This window comes from Metabacillus halosaccharovorans (assembly GCF_002019635.1).
GTDB classification, from domain to species: Bacteria; Bacillota; Bacilli; order Bacillales; family Bacillaceae; genus Metabacillus; species Metabacillus halosaccharovorans.
This window is the reverse complement of record NZ_KV917372.1, coordinates 125,170-139,668: the sequence shown is the minus strand read 5'-3', so window position 1 is coordinate 139,668 and position 14,499 is coordinate 125,170. Positions and strand designations below refer to the sequence as shown.

The following is a 14,499-nucleotide window of genomic DNA, read 5'->3' as shown; positions in this document are numbered from 1 at the left end:
GCATAATCACAAAACGCTAACATTCAAAAAGAAAATATACATAATCAGTAGGTACGCCTCGTTCACCCTGTTGACGCAGCATCGCTGTCACATTTCCACGATGGTAGGTTCCATGATTCACTACATGGTGAATTAGATCGGCAAGTATGAACTCCCAGCGACCATATTGAGGGTGCTCTGTAATGATGATTCGCTCTGGATCCTTCTGCTCTGCAAAAAAGCTGTAATATTCCTTTGAAAGCGAATCATAGACCACTTCGAGTTCATCTAAAGACGCTCTTGATGTTTCTGACTTTCGACGTTCAACTTCTCTAACAGTATCGTGGAAACTACTTCCTTTCATCGTCTCCAACCAAGTAATGTCTGTTGCATATAGGTGAATTAGCACATCTGAGATTGATGAGAAAACACTATTAACTGTGTCATTAAAAACCCTATTAGGTAGTTGCTTTAAGTGTTGGATCATTTTTTGGTTAGCCCAAACGTGGTAATCGTACATTTTCTTTGCGCGATTATTTTCCATTAGCTCACTCCACTCTGATTTTTAAAATTAAGAAAAGTTATTAGTACGATTGCTTTCTTACTTTAAAAGAAATTGATCAATACGCTCTTTTTGACGTAAGTGGTGCCGGAAATGCATCTCGATTAGCTGAAAATATTCCTCGGCATTTAAATGTCCCATTGCCCGGTGCTGAACTTTCTGGCTGGCAGGAATGTCAGAGAGCTTTCTTTCTATCTCCCGCATTTTCTCAATGATTTGAAGCAGTCCTTCCTTTACTTCTTTTTTTCCTGTAGGATTAAGTGGTGTAAAATCCGGTGTATCTGGACCTTTTACTCTGATTGGAGGAAACGTTCCTTCTTTGAAAATCAATTCGCCTATTTCTGTTTTATTACCACCATCGGAAGCATTAGCATTAGCATTAGCACATTGCTCAATGGCTTTCAAATGAAGATAGAGAGTGCCCTTTATTAAATGATTGTACATTTGTCCTAAAGACCATTCACTCTCAGAAGGCTTCCTCGTAAACTCATCTAACGAATATTTACTTAACTCTTCAATATAGTATTTAGCCACATGTTCGAACTGCTTCAATATCTCTTTTGAATCCAATAGATCTCCAACTTTCTTTATAATTTTCTTCCTCCATAATGTTGAGTAGCGACCTAATGCAAAACTAAATAACATCTTCTGAATTAACTTCGATTTACTTACAAATAATTCCTTCTCTATTTTCAAGAAAATGGCCCTTTAATAAAAAATGAGCGTGAATTTCTCTGGAATCGCGCATTATTGCTGAAGATCACGATTCAAAATATTAGCTTATTTATAATTAAAATTACTTAGAAATTTCATGAGAAACATAGTAATTGTATGTGATAGAATTATCTTAAATGAAAGGTGTTTTGTAATAACATTATAATGAGAGGTGGAGTTTATATGTCAATGTGGAATCCTGCAGGAATACTTTTATTTACTTTAATTATTGCAGCATTAATAGGTATTTTATTTATAGTGATTAAACAGTTAAAAAAGAAATAGGCGCACATCTTTATCAAAATTACGCCTGATTGCTAAAAATATAAACAATGTTAACTACTCTCTTAATTTTGAAGTTGCTTATCATTAACATAAATAATAAAAGATTCAGCTTTTGCGAACTCTCCCCTTAAGTTCACTGGAATCTTATCTATTTCATCAGAGTTTTTCATACCACTTTGTGCCATTATTTGTTCGTATGTCATTAAAGCATCTATATAATTATCATATTCAGTAGCTGACAAAACCTCTTCACTTAATTTTTGACCGTTTAATATATCAAAATATGGTTGAATGTTATATAATGCGTTCCTAATGTCGTTTAGGTCTGAAATAGGGATTTGAGAGTAATCTATATATCCATACTCATTACCGTATTCAAGTTTAGAAGTAGTAATTTCAGTTAGTAAGTCTTTAAAATGTAGGTATTCATCTTTTTCTAACTCTCCTCTAGCCTGCGATAATTTTGCATCCAAAAGCAAATAACCTTCCATAGTAGCACTTGATATATGTTTTTTAATATTTTCAAATGAACCATAAAACTCATCCGCAAGAATTGTTTGGAAAGCCCAAGCTCCAGTTGGAATGAGTAGAGAAGCCGCAAAAACTCCAGCAACTAAACGTTTTCTCATGTAAGTTTTTAACTTACCTTTCATTTCTAACTTTGCTTGTTTCACACCTAAACTACTTCTTTCGTGAAGTTCTGCTGGTATTTCTATATTTGCTAATTCTTGTTTTAAATGATTATTCAAAACCACCTACCTCCTTTAAATTTTTACGCAGTTTATTTAATGCACGATATAAAATAGTTTTAGCAGTTCCTAAAGGTATATCTAATATATCTGAGATTTCCTTTATTGTACGATCATGATAAAACCTTAATAGTATAACACTCTTCTCATCCTCTTGAAGAATTCCCATTAATTCTTGTAATGATAATAAAGGCAAGGATTCTTCTTCTTTACCTAACAAAGTCTCATAATTAGGATTTAATGGTATTACCTTTTTGTTTCTTCTAATTACATTAATTGAACAATTAATCGTAATTCTTATAAGCCATGTTTTGAAATACTCAGGATTTTTCAACGAATTTATCTTTTTAAATGATTGATATGCAACATCTTGAACTACATCAAGAGCGTCATCCTTATTTTTTACATAAATATAAGCTGTCCGATAGATTTCTTCTTCAAAATTCTGATAAAGTTCCAAGAAGGCTTTGTCATCCCCTTTTTGAGCTTTTTTAACCAAGCGTATGTTCAAACAAAATTCCCCTTTCTTTTGTTTTACATTTATTAGACAAATAACCTCAACTTTTGGCTTGAGTAATTTTATTTTTTTAAAAATATTTAACTCAAATAGTACTTAACTGTCAAAAATATATTTTTCACTAAAAGAAAGACACATTTCTCTTCAATGAAATGTGTCTTAAAACACTACAAAAAGAATCAGGCGTATTACTCCTTCCTCCCCAAGGTATTTTCCCGTAAAATAATAGCAATTATCAGGCTTAAAGTTGTACGTCAAACGCGCTAGATTGTTGATTAACCATTTATATTATCCTTGATAATATTTCAAACCTGTAATAGTAACTTAATAATAGGCTGTTGTTAAAGTTTAATATTGATAACTAGATAAAGTGAAGGGAAACCCCTATAAGATTTCCCTTTACCTTAATAACAAAATAAACAGATAGGTTTAGTTTATGCCATTATCTAATTTATAAAATGTCTCTGGAAACATAAAACCCTTCAATACCACTCGTTTATTATCATTTTCAATTTTATAAATTTGCATATCGTCATCCGTTTTCCCTATTTGTTTTCCAAGTTCTAATCCTTCATAATAATCAGGATTAGTATACTGTTCTGGCTCAGAGATATATGTTTTTCCATCGTAACTTAATTTATGTAGAGAATATTCAGTACCATCAATATCTACGGACTTGAAATTTTCCTCTGATTGATAGGTAGGCAAATTATTGCTACAACCATTTAAGAAAAATATGCAAAAAAGCAAAAAACATAAATATTTCCTCATCTTCTTCCTCGTTTCAATAAATTCATATGTATTACACACTCAATTTACCTCTCCATATTAAAATAGTTAGAGTATTACGCTACGTTAATGTCAAATGAATCTTGAATAAATTTCAAAAAATCTGGGTGTTAATCTTAAAGAAGCACCTTCCCTTATTCCAGAAAGGCGCTTAGTTTGTTGAAGATATCTAAAGCATCTGACTATCTCAAGGCGAAAAAGATGAACCCATAATATCGAATTGGCAATAAAGCCAATCTATTGCTACCTTAATATTCTCAGCGACATATTCAATGTCTATATCTTTAATTTTGTCATAGTGTTCATTTATTGCTGAATGACCTGCACCTGTTTTCACAAGTATTTTAATACAATTAGCTCTAGAAGCAGCTAACATATCACTCCATCTGTCACCTATAACAACACAATTTTCTAGGTCTAGTTTATATTTTACTGCACCCTCGGTAAGCATTCCTATGTTAGGCTTCCTACAAATACAACCTTCATTGTGACTATGTGGACAAATAAAAGTATCATCGAAGCCAAATGTGGTAAGTTCTTCAATAAAATCTTGTAGAGTTGCTTTTCCTCCAGATATTCCTGGTTGATTTGTAAATGAGAAAACTTTAATTCCATCTTCCCTTAATTTGTTTATTAATTCTTGAGAATGAAAAAATAATTCAAATGTTCCTGGATAGTGTACAGTATCATCACCACCAATTGTTCCATCACGGTCTAAAAATATAGCTTCTATTTTACGAATATTATTCATTAAAATGAACTCCTCACCCACTAAGAATTATGTATCTAATATTAAATCAACTTCAACGAAGCTGTCTGTTCGTTAAAGTATATCTTTACAACATCTTCCTAACTTTAACATATCCTTAATCCTTGTTATTCTAAAATTTATTCGCTTATTGGAAATAAGCACCTCACCTTATTCCGGAAAGGCGCTTATATTGTTGAAGAACGACATGGAACTAATTTTAACAAACTGAAGTTGCTCTACTTTTCGATAGCTCCATTATTAATTCAACATCAGCATAATTATCAGAAGAGTGTTCTTTATCTTCAAAAACCTCATTTATTTTATTAAGACCAAGTTTTGCCCAAAATCTAAGAGCATACCAATTTTTCATTGCAACATTTGCACCTACTTCATCATATTCATTTTGTTTAATATACGTAACAATTCATTTATAACCTCTTGCCTATATCCTAGTTTTTAATATTCAAGATCAATATATAAATTTGTTATATACATTGTCTTTGGGTTCGGATAATCTTGATAGGTAGTTAATAGCCCTACAACATCATTATTACCCTGAATCCGTATAGTCTGAATTTTATCATTATCTTTTATTCCATTAGGTGGTAAGTCTCCATCTGTAAAACAACGATATACGTATTTTTTATCCACACCACGACCATCCCACTGTGATACATAACTTCCCTGTTCAAATATCTTTTGAACAGTATGAATTTCTTGCTCTACAAGGTCTTTTATTAAACGCTTTTTTGTACCCCACATAATCGGAATAATTTTGATCGACATTATGATTCTTATGAAAACTTCTCTTTTACTTAATGAAACTCCTTCTCCTAACCTTTTACATAAAAAGACGCAAATGTTATTAAACATTCGCGCTCAGATTGCTGAAGATCTTGTGATTAAACTATTATAATCAACTGGTGAACAAGTGATTTTATTTGGTAAATTTTACTCATTCAACACTAATTTATCTTTTCTTTGAACTTTTTTATCTATGCTTGTAAAAACAACATAGCCTGCAATTATCCCATTTATTGTTTCGAATGTGGTTGATGCTTCATTCCCAAAATACCCACCCATAATATAAGATAAAAAAGGGAAACTCATATTAATTATTCCTGTTAAATACAATACTGGTACAACAGATGCATACAAAAATGGGAAACTCAACACAACAAGTCTAATCCAATTAATATACCATTCTCCAGTCTTGAAGATGGCTTTGAAAATATGTGGAATTGCTATAAATACACCTAAAAATAGTGGGAAAATGGCTTTAAATCGGAGATAAGGGAATAAATCATAATTTTCTTTACTAATTGTATATAAAATAGATTGGTATCTTAATCCTAGAAAAATTATTATAAGCAGAATAGTAGTGAAAAATAAGTAACTAATAAATCTTTTCAGTTTTTTATCCAAAGTACACCTCCATAACATTATCGTAGCTTTTATCCATTATTTTCATTTTATATGTATTCCAGTATATGTTCTTTAAACCTAATAAGGGTTTGTTATTCTTGAGCAGTTCGAAGATCTCAACTAAAAAGATATATAATTCATCATCTCGTTATTTAAATAAACTATATATTGCTGGAACTAACAAACTAAGAGAAAGGCAGAAGACTGCTGCTAATTTAGTCTGTTTAATAGCTCGTTTATCTCCTAACTTTAAGTAATAGAAGAAGGAGAGGATAAAATTAAATCAAAGTACAATCAATATTAAAGAAAGTATCCCAAGCCATTTACCTATTGCAGCAATCTTATTCAAACAATCACCCCTATATAGTTCATCACCTTTTAATCATAGATGACTAGTTGTATATTACCAATTATTTCAAAACAAAAAGTTTAACTCAACCTTTTTTCTGTAAAAAAAGACGCCCTCTTATTCAAGAATGGCGCTTAGATTGCTGAAAATCGGTATTTCATATTTACTTGCCAGGCTTAAAAGGATTTTTTAAACTATCCAAAATATTATCTACAATATCTACAACTTGTAATGTACCATCAACCACGAAGTCAGCTTTAGGTGTAATCGTATTAAGCATATTAAGATTAGCTCTTCTACCTCTAGAAGTGCAATGATCCATATCAGACAAAATATCCACATTAGGTCTTTCCCAAGTTAAAGAAAAATAAGAAAAAGGCTGCCTCTGCAACCCACTTACTTCTTCAACTCTTGCGCTTGTACGTAATATAAGTTTAACCAGGTTTTACTGGTTGAACTTTTTTTTAGTTTTAATATAACGGTACTCGGAGTAGAACGAAGCAATGTTGACAACTATTAGCTGATTTTGCTGAAGATCACTATGATATTAACTCACAAAATAGTTGCATAAAGTCAATTTATATAATGATTAAAACATTAACCTATATATTTTAAAAATAAAATACGATCCTGTCCTTTACCTGCATAATCAGTTCCTACAGTAACAGTAAAACCCAGTGATTTGTGATATGCAACCGAACCCTCGTTAACAGGAGAAGTTATACATTTCACTGTATTGCAGCCTAAATTACGAACTGTTGAGAAAAATAAATTATATAGTTCTCCTCCTAATCCTTCATTCCTAACTTCAGGATTAACGCCAACACAATGTATATAGGCTTCGTTTGGATGTGTTTGAGATACAAACCCAATAAGAAAGGCCAGTAAGCTATTGTTCTCATCTTCAACTATAAAACTAGTTGATTGAAAATGCTCAAAAAATAATCGGGGCAACAAATGTGTCATTTCCCTCCCTCCCCACCAATCATTAATAACAGCTATAACTTTAAGATAATCATTTTCAATAACGTTACGCGTATTCATTACAATTCTACCTCTCTCAAATAGAGTTTCTATTTCCTTCTTCAAGTAAACCGCTTCCCTTCAAAAATGAAATTCAACAAAAAGAGGCATCAATCCTTCTTGGATAAATGCCTCCCTTTTCAACACTTGCGCTTAGATTGTTGAGGATGTGCTTGAAGCAATATAGTAATGAACTTTCAAAAACTCATCCCCTATGTATAAAATATTTTTAATCCCTAATAACTTTACCTTGAAAAACCATAATCCTTATTATGCTAACCTGCCCCGTTTCTACAATAAGGAGTTCAACATAAAAGGGCATTAAATCCAGCTTGGATCAACACCCCCGATAGTTTACAATTATCAACAACCTCTGTTAACTTATCTAAAAACTTTGATTATGTGTAAAAAATTATACTTTGATATCGTACAAAGTATGGAGATTATTTCAAAAAATAAAAATGCCATTTGATATTTTAACTCATTTATTCATTGAGTTCATTAACTGGAAGAAGTATTCAGGTTTATGAGTCTTATTTAGGCTATACCAAGAATCTAATGTATCTGGTGCAAATACATCTAATTTTTTTAGTACTTCCATCGCAAATTCCAGAGGAGCTATTCCTGATGCAGTAACTAAATTCGCATCAGATACCGCAGATCCCACCTCATAGAACTTTTCTCCTTTATAGTTAGGACATACCATTTTAGTGTATTCTAAATTATTACTTGTATGCTTTCTAGTATCTAAGTATCCCATATTCGCAAGGGCCTCAATTGCACCACAAATTGCAGCAACAATAGTGCCAAGCTTTAAAGCTTGTCCAATTCTTTCCAAGATAGGTTGATGAATTTCTTCATTCCAAGTAGTTCCTCCTGGTAAAATTAAAAGGTCTTTACTCTCAAGAGTACATTCATCAAGGGAAATATCTGGTTTTATGCTTAGTCCTCCCATAGTAGTAATCATTTCTTTATTAGCTCCTACTGTAATTACTTTTAAAGGTACTAAATCTTTTTTGAAATATCTTCCTGAGTTTAGTTCAGAAATTAAATATCCATATTCCCAGTCCGACATTGTATTAAATACATATAGAAAGACTTTTTTTGTTTGCATCCAATATCACTCCAATCATAAATTTTATAGTTTATTTTTTACACATCAGAAGCAATCTCACCCTAAGGAACATACGTTCCCTTAAGCGTAATTGTATACCCTATTTAACAAAAAGTCTATTTCTTATTCAACTAACCTGCCCCTATAGTTAAATAAAAAAGCGATATTTTTCAATTGAAGTATCGCAACCATAGTTCTTAATGTAATTGTTAATTTTTCTTTTGTTTAAGTCTTTTAAAAAAATATAGGGTCAAATCATCATCATTTTCACATTTAGCGTACTGTTCTAATTGTTTATTTTTATACCAAACCCCAGTACCGTCTGGAATATAACCCCTTTTCACATACATTCTTTGAGCAGAGCCATAACCAGAATGTAATCCTACAGATAGAGATAGATAATCATTTCCCATGCTTGCCAAAGATTCTGCAGCGTCCATTATTTTGTTGCCAATACCATTTCGTTGAAATTTTATGAGTACATTTAAGTCAACAATTTCAGGAATGTTTCTTGATGCGAAAGGACCTACATTTGCATTAGGTACTAATGTAACATAGCCAGCAACTTCATTATTGACCTCAGCAATTATCACTGACATATCTGTGTTTTCCTGCTGGTTATAGTAGGTATTGAATAATTCAATTGGTTTATACCAATTCTGTTCTCTGAAAGCATCAAAAAATCTTTCTATATCATTTTTCACCATGGAACGAATAATTAAATTATTATCTTCTAAATATATCATTCCGCCACCTCACTAATTATGCAACACTAATCCCTTATAGATATTTGTTCTTAATCTATATTTAACAAGTTTCTTCTTAGTAAAGTCATTATCTTCCTTATTTCACTAAACTGCCCCGTTAAAGGCAATAAAGAAAGCAGTTGCCGCAGCAAACCTTTGTAAAACTCTTGCAATCGTTACTTCAAAAAGAATAACTACTCTTATTCATACACAAACTCCCCATTTATTTATTTTTTCTTTCATTTCCAAGATAATAAACAATATTTTCTTCACTTTTAAAATATTCTGTCTCAATTGGTGGACCTAGTAATCTCATAACTTCACTTTAAGTCATTCCTCCTAAATCATACATGCTTATTAAATCATCAACCACGTACACTGTCGGACATATTTTCAACCCGTTTTTCTGTTGTGGAGTTCGTTTTATATTCATTTATCCCAAACATAACCACACAGATGAAAATGAAAAAAGGTATAGTACTGATAATGAGTAGAAAGTTCAGGTTCCCCTTCGCTTTTCTATCATTTTAATATCGACTCGTTTCCCTAATAAAAATATATAGGAGTTTATTTTTAAGAACTTCTTTTACTTCGCAATTTTCATCAATTATTCAATTATATGACGAACCTTTATTCAACAAAAGCGCTTGAAGCTTGATATTATAACCTTTTGAATATTTTAAGCAACAATCAACGTTATGATTAGAAAAATAAAACGAAGGCCAAAACTGCAAATAGCATAATGGAAACTATTGCTCTAACCCATATTATTTTTTTGCTTATTCCTGCTCTTCGTTCCAAATATTCAATATAGCCAATTGTAATTAAGAATCCACCTATAACGGTAAGGTATCCCTTCATATTATCAATCTCAATAAACATCACACCGCCTAAACCAACTAAAGCTAAGCCAATACCTCCCAATATTAAAAAAAGTACAATTTTATTTTATCTTTGTTCATACATGTCTCCTTTTAAAAACCTCTATATTTACTATGTAAATTCAAGATTCTCCCTTTCCAATTCCTTCCTGATTTTAACATAATTTTTTATCTTGTTGTAATCAATATCTCCTGTTTGCGGAATAAACATAAATCTTCTTTTAGGAAGTACAAATGGATTTAAGGCTTATGAGTATATCCAATTAAAAATTAACAAATAATAGTAATTGATTTTTAGATTTCGGTAAACAATCTTAAAGGAGACACATCATGGAAAAATTTATATAAAACTTAGATTTATTAGCAAAAGGTTTATGGTTGGTTATGTAGCATTAATAATAGATATGTTCTTTATCTAAATTACTTTGATGTTTTTGATCTGGGTCGTAAACCAATGCAAGAAGGAATTGGTGATTTGATAAGTTATGGTGTCATCCCATCTTGTTATGCTGTTATCTTTCTCAACCATTTAAAACAGGAAAAGAAATGGATATATGTTACTCTCTTTACACTTTTGTCCTCCTTATCTGAATGGATGCTTGTTCAAGTTGGATACATGAAGTTAAAAGGATGGCATATCTATCCCTGTATTTAATATTGTTTTTGGTTTTTGGTTACCTTGGCATTTAAGGTTAATACGAAAAGAGTCATAAATATAGGCTATATTAACAAGATATTAGAAACCTTTATTTAATCTCTTAGTTTCTATAAGGTTCATTACAGGAAGTACCCTACATCATCCCCCTTGTCGTTCAAGAAGGATTGACATTCGTTTTTGTTGGTTATGCTTGATTGTATACATTGTTAATGAATGTTATTCTGCTTAACCAAGTCGGTGTTTCAGTTACATTTATCAGATAAATCGAATAAATATATGAACCGCGAGTAACACTACACATAAAACAAATGTGGGGTATTTATGACATGAAACAGATTATTCTCTGGTCCCTCTTGATATTGCCTTGGGCGTCCTTGTTTTTATTGAAAATGAATACTATACGCAGGTACATGCCAGTAGCTCTATTTATGACCGTTATTCATACCTTGGCATATCAAGCTGCTTACCATTACGGATGGTGGAAAGAGACAGGTTCCAGTCTATTCGGGTGGGATAAAGTCGTCCCGGTTCCTTGGGTGTATGGAGCATATTTAGTTATAGTTATCTGGGTATTCAGCTTTACTTTCGGGAAATTTTGGATGTATTTGACTGTCAATATACTTTTGGACGGGTTATTTATGTACATCGTTTACCCGATATGGCAACGGATAGGGCTTGTTTCGAGTGAATCGACTTTGTCTACAATAGCTATTGTTGCTATGATGGTCGGTTTTGCGTTTACCATCTATCTGTATCAACTGTGGCAGGACAAAGTGTTGAAAAAGCCCGAAGCGACTAAATGACCAAGAACTGACTTGAGGTCCTCTTCATTGGAGAAGGAAAGCGAAGTAACTGAAAACATGGAGATTTCCGAGTCGAAGACTTGTCCAATTTGTCTTCACAATAGCGATAACCTTGCTCTATAGACTGTACAAAGCACATTCTTCATTGGTTTGGCCTGCACCTTGCCTAGGTCTTTTTTACGAAGATGGCCACAGCTGTGATAATTAGTGAAATTAACACAAGGATTCTCCTCTGAATCAAATGATACTTCTTGCTTATGCCTCTATTTATGATACGGTTCACCACGATTAATCTTAAATTAATTTACCTTCTAATTAAATAGTAAAATCAGCAACTCTTCCTCAACAAAACTGGCCCGATTGATGAAGAAAGAGATATGGATAAAAGTGAAAATAATAGTGTTTCATATACAAGACGTGTTAATAACACTTATCTTTTAGTTCCTGATCAAATAAAAAAACGTCTTAACTCCAGTATTTTCAAGGATTTAAGACGTTTTAATTACTCAAATTTAATTGAGTTATTTATTAGATATTTTACACGAAGTTAAGACTTTAAGAATAATAGGGAGTTTCCTCCCTCTCTTCAAAACTGTTTATTATTATATCCAACTAGGAAGGCATTACGTGAAATTAGATCTTCAACAATCGCGCTTTATTGCTGAAGATTGTTATTCAACTAACGTTACTATTTTATGGAATTAGGACTTCCAATCAAAACTAGTTTATATAAGATTGTGAAACAATGTATTTTAATTAAGGAAGCAGAGTAGATTCTGTGCGGAAGGTGTAAACCAGTTCATACCTTAAATAGCGACCACCGTCAGTATAAATTTCTTGTTCACTCAAATTATTGGGTTTTTTTAGCTATACAGACTTCTTTACATCGTTAGTAAAAGGATTCGAGCGCATAACAAATATGAAACATACGGAAAATACAAAATATATGAATATCAAAATAACGAATATGAAGTTAAATTGCTCCGTCAACTGGCGGATTAGAGCAAAAAAGACAACGATGAAATGAATCAGATTTCCCAATACGACAGGTCTGTTATAGATACCACCGGTCCGGGCAGAACGTGTGAACCAGTTTAACATAGCAAACCCTAAATATAGTCCTCCAATGATTTGCATTATAACCTTAGTTATTGGTAAAGGATCTATCCCTAAAATGTTTGAAATTTCTTCGGGAAGAAAGGTTCCTGCTAACCCTAAAAACCCCATCACAACCGCACTACTACTCAAAAGCCAATTGGTTTTCATTTGTTCCCTCTTTTCATATAATCTTGTAATTTATATAGAAAAAAACGCTGAAATCTTTTATCCGAAGGAAATTCAAGTACTTCCATCATACAAGAATGAATAACATCTGATAGTGTTTCCTTAATTGGATTTAACCTATCTTTTACCCATAAATCTTAATTTGTCCATTCTCATTTCACCTTTCTCTTCTTAACTAAACTCAGCTAACCATAATCACTATTCTATTAAGAAATTGAATATTCTTCTTTGAGATTCTGCCCATTAGCTTAATAACTTCCTCAAAAAAGGGACTTATCCTTCTTAAAGATAAGCACCCCTTTAACTTAATTCACTTATAACGATCCAACATTTATAACAAACTTTTAGTAAGAATAAACAATAGAAAAGAATTTACTTTTTAGGCTGATCAAGTGCTTGGTAAGCTACCTGGTACTTTCCTCCATCGGCAACTTCTGAATGGTACAAGGCCTTGAGGGCATTGTTTTTTTCAAGTCCCATTTCTGACTTCAGTTCTTTAAAGCGGGTATGCAGTTCTTTATTTTCCTTAATTAGTTGTTGCATTTGCGATTTTATGTACTTCAAAATATTTAACTCCTTTCTGAATCTCTGAGTTTAGCCTAATTTTTCAACTTGAAATAACCTGTTTAAATAGATCCCTAAATTGCTCCCGGTCTTCTGCTGTAAAAGGCTTTGGTCCTTTTGTTCGCTGTCCGCTTTTTCGAGTCATTGCACTTAAATAACGTGTTTGTAATAATTGGTCAATATTTTCATTTGTATAACTGAATCCCGTATGGTGGAGGACGATAATTCCTTTTGCTAAACCTAGCGACGCAAGACCATAATCTTGCGTCACAATAATATCTCCTTTTTCTACCAACTTCACAATCCGATAATCTGCAGCATCTGCTCCAGAATCAACATAAATGGTTTCCACTCCTGTTGGCTGTTCTGCATTAGAAAAATGAGAAAAGCTTGTAACAAGGATAACCGGGATTTCTAAATTCCTTGCTTCAGAAATAATAATATCTTTCACCGGACAAGCATCTGCATCCACATAAATTTTCATCTTTCTTCCTCCTGTTAAGAAGTTCGACTTACTATTTAACTGAAATTTTTCAACTATAAAAGGGACTGGTGACACTTATAAAATAATATGAAGGAGTTCTTCTGCTGTATTTTCACTCTCATATTATACTTTATAGGATTTTGTTGGCAATTGGTCGTCCAAGTTAAACGCCCAGAAAATAGGTTGCTAAATCATCTGCTTTTAGTTAAAAGTCAACAAAGCATCTAAGTTAAAGACACATTTCATTATTCATGAAACGCATTCTATAGTAAATAAGAACTCATCTGCACTTTAAAGTCTAATTGATGGTGAATAGTTTGATAAAACTTCAACAACATCATCGGATGTCATAAATACATAGTGCTTCACATCATATTGGTAATCCCACTTCCCACAATCCTCTTTCTTAAACCAATTAAGATAAGAAGAATTTTTCACTCTGAAAAGTGACCAATTACTATAAAATTGAACCCCATACTCCTTATCTAAATCGCATAATGTCTATACAAAACTCCTTCATCGGCGTTTCTATAAGTTCATCCCCTGTTTCAAATAGTAAAGTTAGACCATTATTATTATCAATTAGACTCTATTAATAAATTCTCTTCGGAAAACTCTGAACTGGTTCCCATCTTCCCTAAATTTCTTCCATACTCAAATTAACCTCACTCATTAACTTTTTTAATTATTGTATCACTCCATCTTGAACTAAACTCTGTTACTTTAAGTGTAACTCTTAACAATCCCAAAAAGCCTATCTTTTACACAAGATAAGCGCTTAGATTGCTGAGGATTCTTAAAAAATTCCTGAACTTTACCCAT

Annotated in this window: 17 protein-coding genes; 1 reads left to right on the top strand and 16 read right to left on the bottom strand. The window is 32.2% G+C overall.

Features of this window, described 5'->3' with window-relative positions:
* Positions 1 to 16: 16 nt before the first annotated feature.
* The 13 genes from BK577_RS15095 to BK577_RS15040 form a co-directional block, all read right to left on the bottom strand.
* Positions 17 to 523, bottom strand: coding sequence for a DinB family protein (locus BK577_RS15095; protein WP_078433716.1), 507 nt, complete (start codon positions 521 to 523; stop codon positions 17 to 19).
* Positions 524 to 580: 57 nt separating this feature from the next.
* Complete coding sequence (locus BK577_RS15090) at positions 581 to 1,237, bottom strand: DinB family protein (RefSeq protein ID WP_342743300.1); 657 nt, start codon at positions 1,235 to 1,237, stop codon at positions 581 to 583.
* A gap of 365 nt (positions 1,238 to 1,602) precedes the next feature.
* Positions 1,603 to 2,295, bottom strand: coding sequence for a DUF3600 domain-containing protein (locus tag BK577_RS15085; protein WP_245823521.1), 693 nt, complete (start codon positions 2,293 to 2,295; stop codon positions 1,603 to 1,605).
* Entirely contained in the window at positions 2,282 to 2,800 is a 519-nt protein-coding gene (locus BK577_RS15080; RefSeq protein WP_078433714.1) for a sigma-70 family RNA polymerase sigma factor, read from the bottom strand. The genes BK577_RS15085 and BK577_RS15080 overlap by 14 nt, the downstream gene beginning before the upstream one ends.
* 435 nt (positions 2,801 to 3,235) lie before the next feature.
* On the bottom strand, positions 3,236 to 3,577 hold the full coding sequence (locus tag BK577_RS15075) for a hypothetical protein (protein WP_139367354.1): 342 nt from the start codon (positions 3,575 to 3,577) through the stop codon (positions 3,236 to 3,238).
* A gap of 205 nt (positions 3,578 to 3,782) precedes the next feature.
* On the bottom strand, positions 3,783 to 4,337 hold the full coding sequence (locus BK577_RS15070; protein ID WP_078435263.1) for an HAD-IIIA family hydrolase: 555 nt from the start codon (positions 4,335 to 4,337) through the stop codon (positions 3,783 to 3,785).
* Between the two features lie 226 nt (positions 4,338 to 4,563).
* Complete coding sequence (locus BK577_RS26030) at positions 4,564 to 4,716, bottom strand: hypothetical protein (RefSeq protein WP_169908292.1); 153 nt, start codon at positions 4,714 to 4,716, stop codon at positions 4,564 to 4,566.
* Positions 4,717 to 4,802: 86 nt separating this feature from the next.
* Complete coding sequence (locus tag BK577_RS15065) at positions 4,803 to 5,132, bottom strand: hypothetical protein (RefSeq protein WP_078433712.1); 330 nt, start codon at positions 5,130 to 5,132, stop codon at positions 4,803 to 4,805.
* Between the two features lie 165 nt (positions 5,133 to 5,297).
* On the bottom strand, positions 5,298 to 5,771 hold the full coding sequence (locus BK577_RS15060) for a hypothetical protein (RefSeq protein ID WP_078433711.1): 474 nt from the start codon (positions 5,769 to 5,771) through the stop codon (positions 5,298 to 5,300).
* A 512-nt stretch (positions 5,772 to 6,283) separates the two neighbouring features.
* Complete coding sequence (locus tag BK577_RS15055; protein ID WP_078433710.1) at positions 6,284 to 6,511, bottom strand: nucleoside/nucleotide kinase family protein; 228 nt, start codon at positions 6,509 to 6,511, stop codon at positions 6,284 to 6,286.
* 206 nt (positions 6,512 to 6,717) lie between these two features.
* Complete coding sequence (locus BK577_RS15050; RefSeq protein WP_078435262.1) at positions 6,718 to 7,164, bottom strand: GNAT family N-acetyltransferase; 447 nt, start codon at positions 7,162 to 7,164, stop codon at positions 6,718 to 6,720.
* Between the two features lie 460 nt (positions 7,165 to 7,624).
* Entirely contained in the window at positions 7,625 to 8,257 is a 633-nt protein-coding gene (locus tag BK577_RS15045; RefSeq protein WP_078433709.1) for a type 1 glutamine amidotransferase family protein, read from the bottom strand.
* 209 nt (positions 8,258 to 8,466) lie between these two features.
* On the bottom strand, positions 8,467 to 9,003 hold the full coding sequence (locus tag BK577_RS15040) for a GNAT family N-acetyltransferase (RefSeq protein WP_078433708.1): 537 nt from the start codon (positions 9,001 to 9,003) through the stop codon (positions 8,467 to 8,469).
* 1,949 nt (positions 9,004 to 10,952) lie between these two features.
* Here BK577_RS15040 and BK577_RS15025 point away from each other — a divergent pair.
* Positions 10,953 to 11,345 carry a hypothetical protein gene (locus BK577_RS15025; protein WP_245823520.1) on the top strand — a complete coding sequence of 131 codons (393 nt, stop codon included), beginning with the start codon at positions 10,953 to 10,955 and terminating at the stop codon, positions 11,343 to 11,345.
* Positions 11,346 to 12,212: 867 nt separating this feature from the next.
* On the opposite strand, the gene BK577_RS15020 is transcribed toward BK577_RS15025, so the two are convergent.
* The 3 genes from BK577_RS15020 to BK577_RS15010 all read right to left on the bottom strand — a co-directional run bounded on the left by BK577_RS15020 (position 12,213) and on the right by BK577_RS15010 (position 13,677).
* Positions 12,213 to 12,611 carry a multidrug DMT transporter permease gene (locus tag BK577_RS15020; RefSeq protein WP_078433704.1) on the bottom strand — a complete coding sequence of 133 codons (399 nt, stop codon included), beginning with the start codon at positions 12,609 to 12,611 and terminating at the stop codon, positions 12,213 to 12,215.
* 390 nt (positions 12,612 to 13,001) lie between these two features.
* Positions 13,002 to 13,193, bottom strand: coding sequence for a hypothetical protein (locus BK577_RS15015; protein ID WP_078433703.1), 192 nt, complete (start codon positions 13,191 to 13,193; stop codon positions 13,002 to 13,004).
* Positions 13,194 to 13,236: 43 nt separating this feature from the next.
* The gene (locus BK577_RS15010; protein ID WP_078433702.1) at positions 13,237 to 13,677 is read right to left on the bottom strand and encodes a YaiI/YqxD family protein; all 441 of its coding nucleotides are present in this window, start codon (positions 13,675 to 13,677) and stop codon (positions 13,237 to 13,239) included.
* Between the last annotated feature and the right edge of the window lie 822 nt (positions 13,678 to 14,499).

What these genes read in the sequence shown, in the direction of transcription:
- BK577_RS15095 (WP_078433716.1), bottom strand. Translation starts at nt 523, where the DNA reads ATGGAAAATAATCGCGCAAAGAAAATGTACGATTACCACGTTTGGGCT.
- BK577_RS15075 (WP_139367354.1), bottom strand. Translation starts at nt 3,577, where the DNA reads ATGAGGAAATATTTATGTTTTTTGCTTTTTTGCATATTTTTCTTAAAT.
- BK577_RS26030 (WP_169908292.1), bottom strand. Translation starts at nt 4,716, where the DNA reads ATGAAAAATTGGTATGCTCTTAGATTTTGGGCAAAACTTGGTCTTAAT.
- BK577_RS15065 (WP_078433712.1), bottom strand. Translation starts at nt 5,132, where the DNA reads ATGTCGATCAAAATTATTCCGATTATGTGGGGTACAAAAAAGCGTTTA.
- BK577_RS15050 (WP_078435262.1), bottom strand. Translation starts at nt 7,164, where the DNA reads ATGAATACGCGTAACGTTATTGAAAATGATTATCTTAAAGTTATAGCT.
- BK577_RS15045 (WP_078433709.1), bottom strand. Translation starts at nt 8,257, where the DNA reads ATGCAAACAAAAAAAGTCTTTCTATATGTATTTAATACAATGTCGGAC.
- BK577_RS15040 (WP_078433708.1), bottom strand. Translation starts at nt 9,003, where the DNA reads ATGATATATTTAGAAGATAATAATTTAATTATTCGTTCCATGGTGAAA.
- BK577_RS15025 (WP_245823520.1), top strand. Translation starts at nt 10,953, where the DNA reads ATGCCAGTAGCTCTATTTATGACCGTTATTCATACCTTGGCATATCAA.
- BK577_RS15020 (WP_078433704.1), bottom strand. Translation starts at nt 12,611, where the DNA reads ATGAAAACCAATTGGCTTTTGAGTAGTAGTGCGGTTGTGATGGGGTTT.
- BK577_RS15010 (WP_078433702.1), bottom strand. Translation starts at nt 13,677, where the DNA reads ATGAAAATTTATGTGGATGCAGATGCTTGTCCGGTGAAAGATATTATT.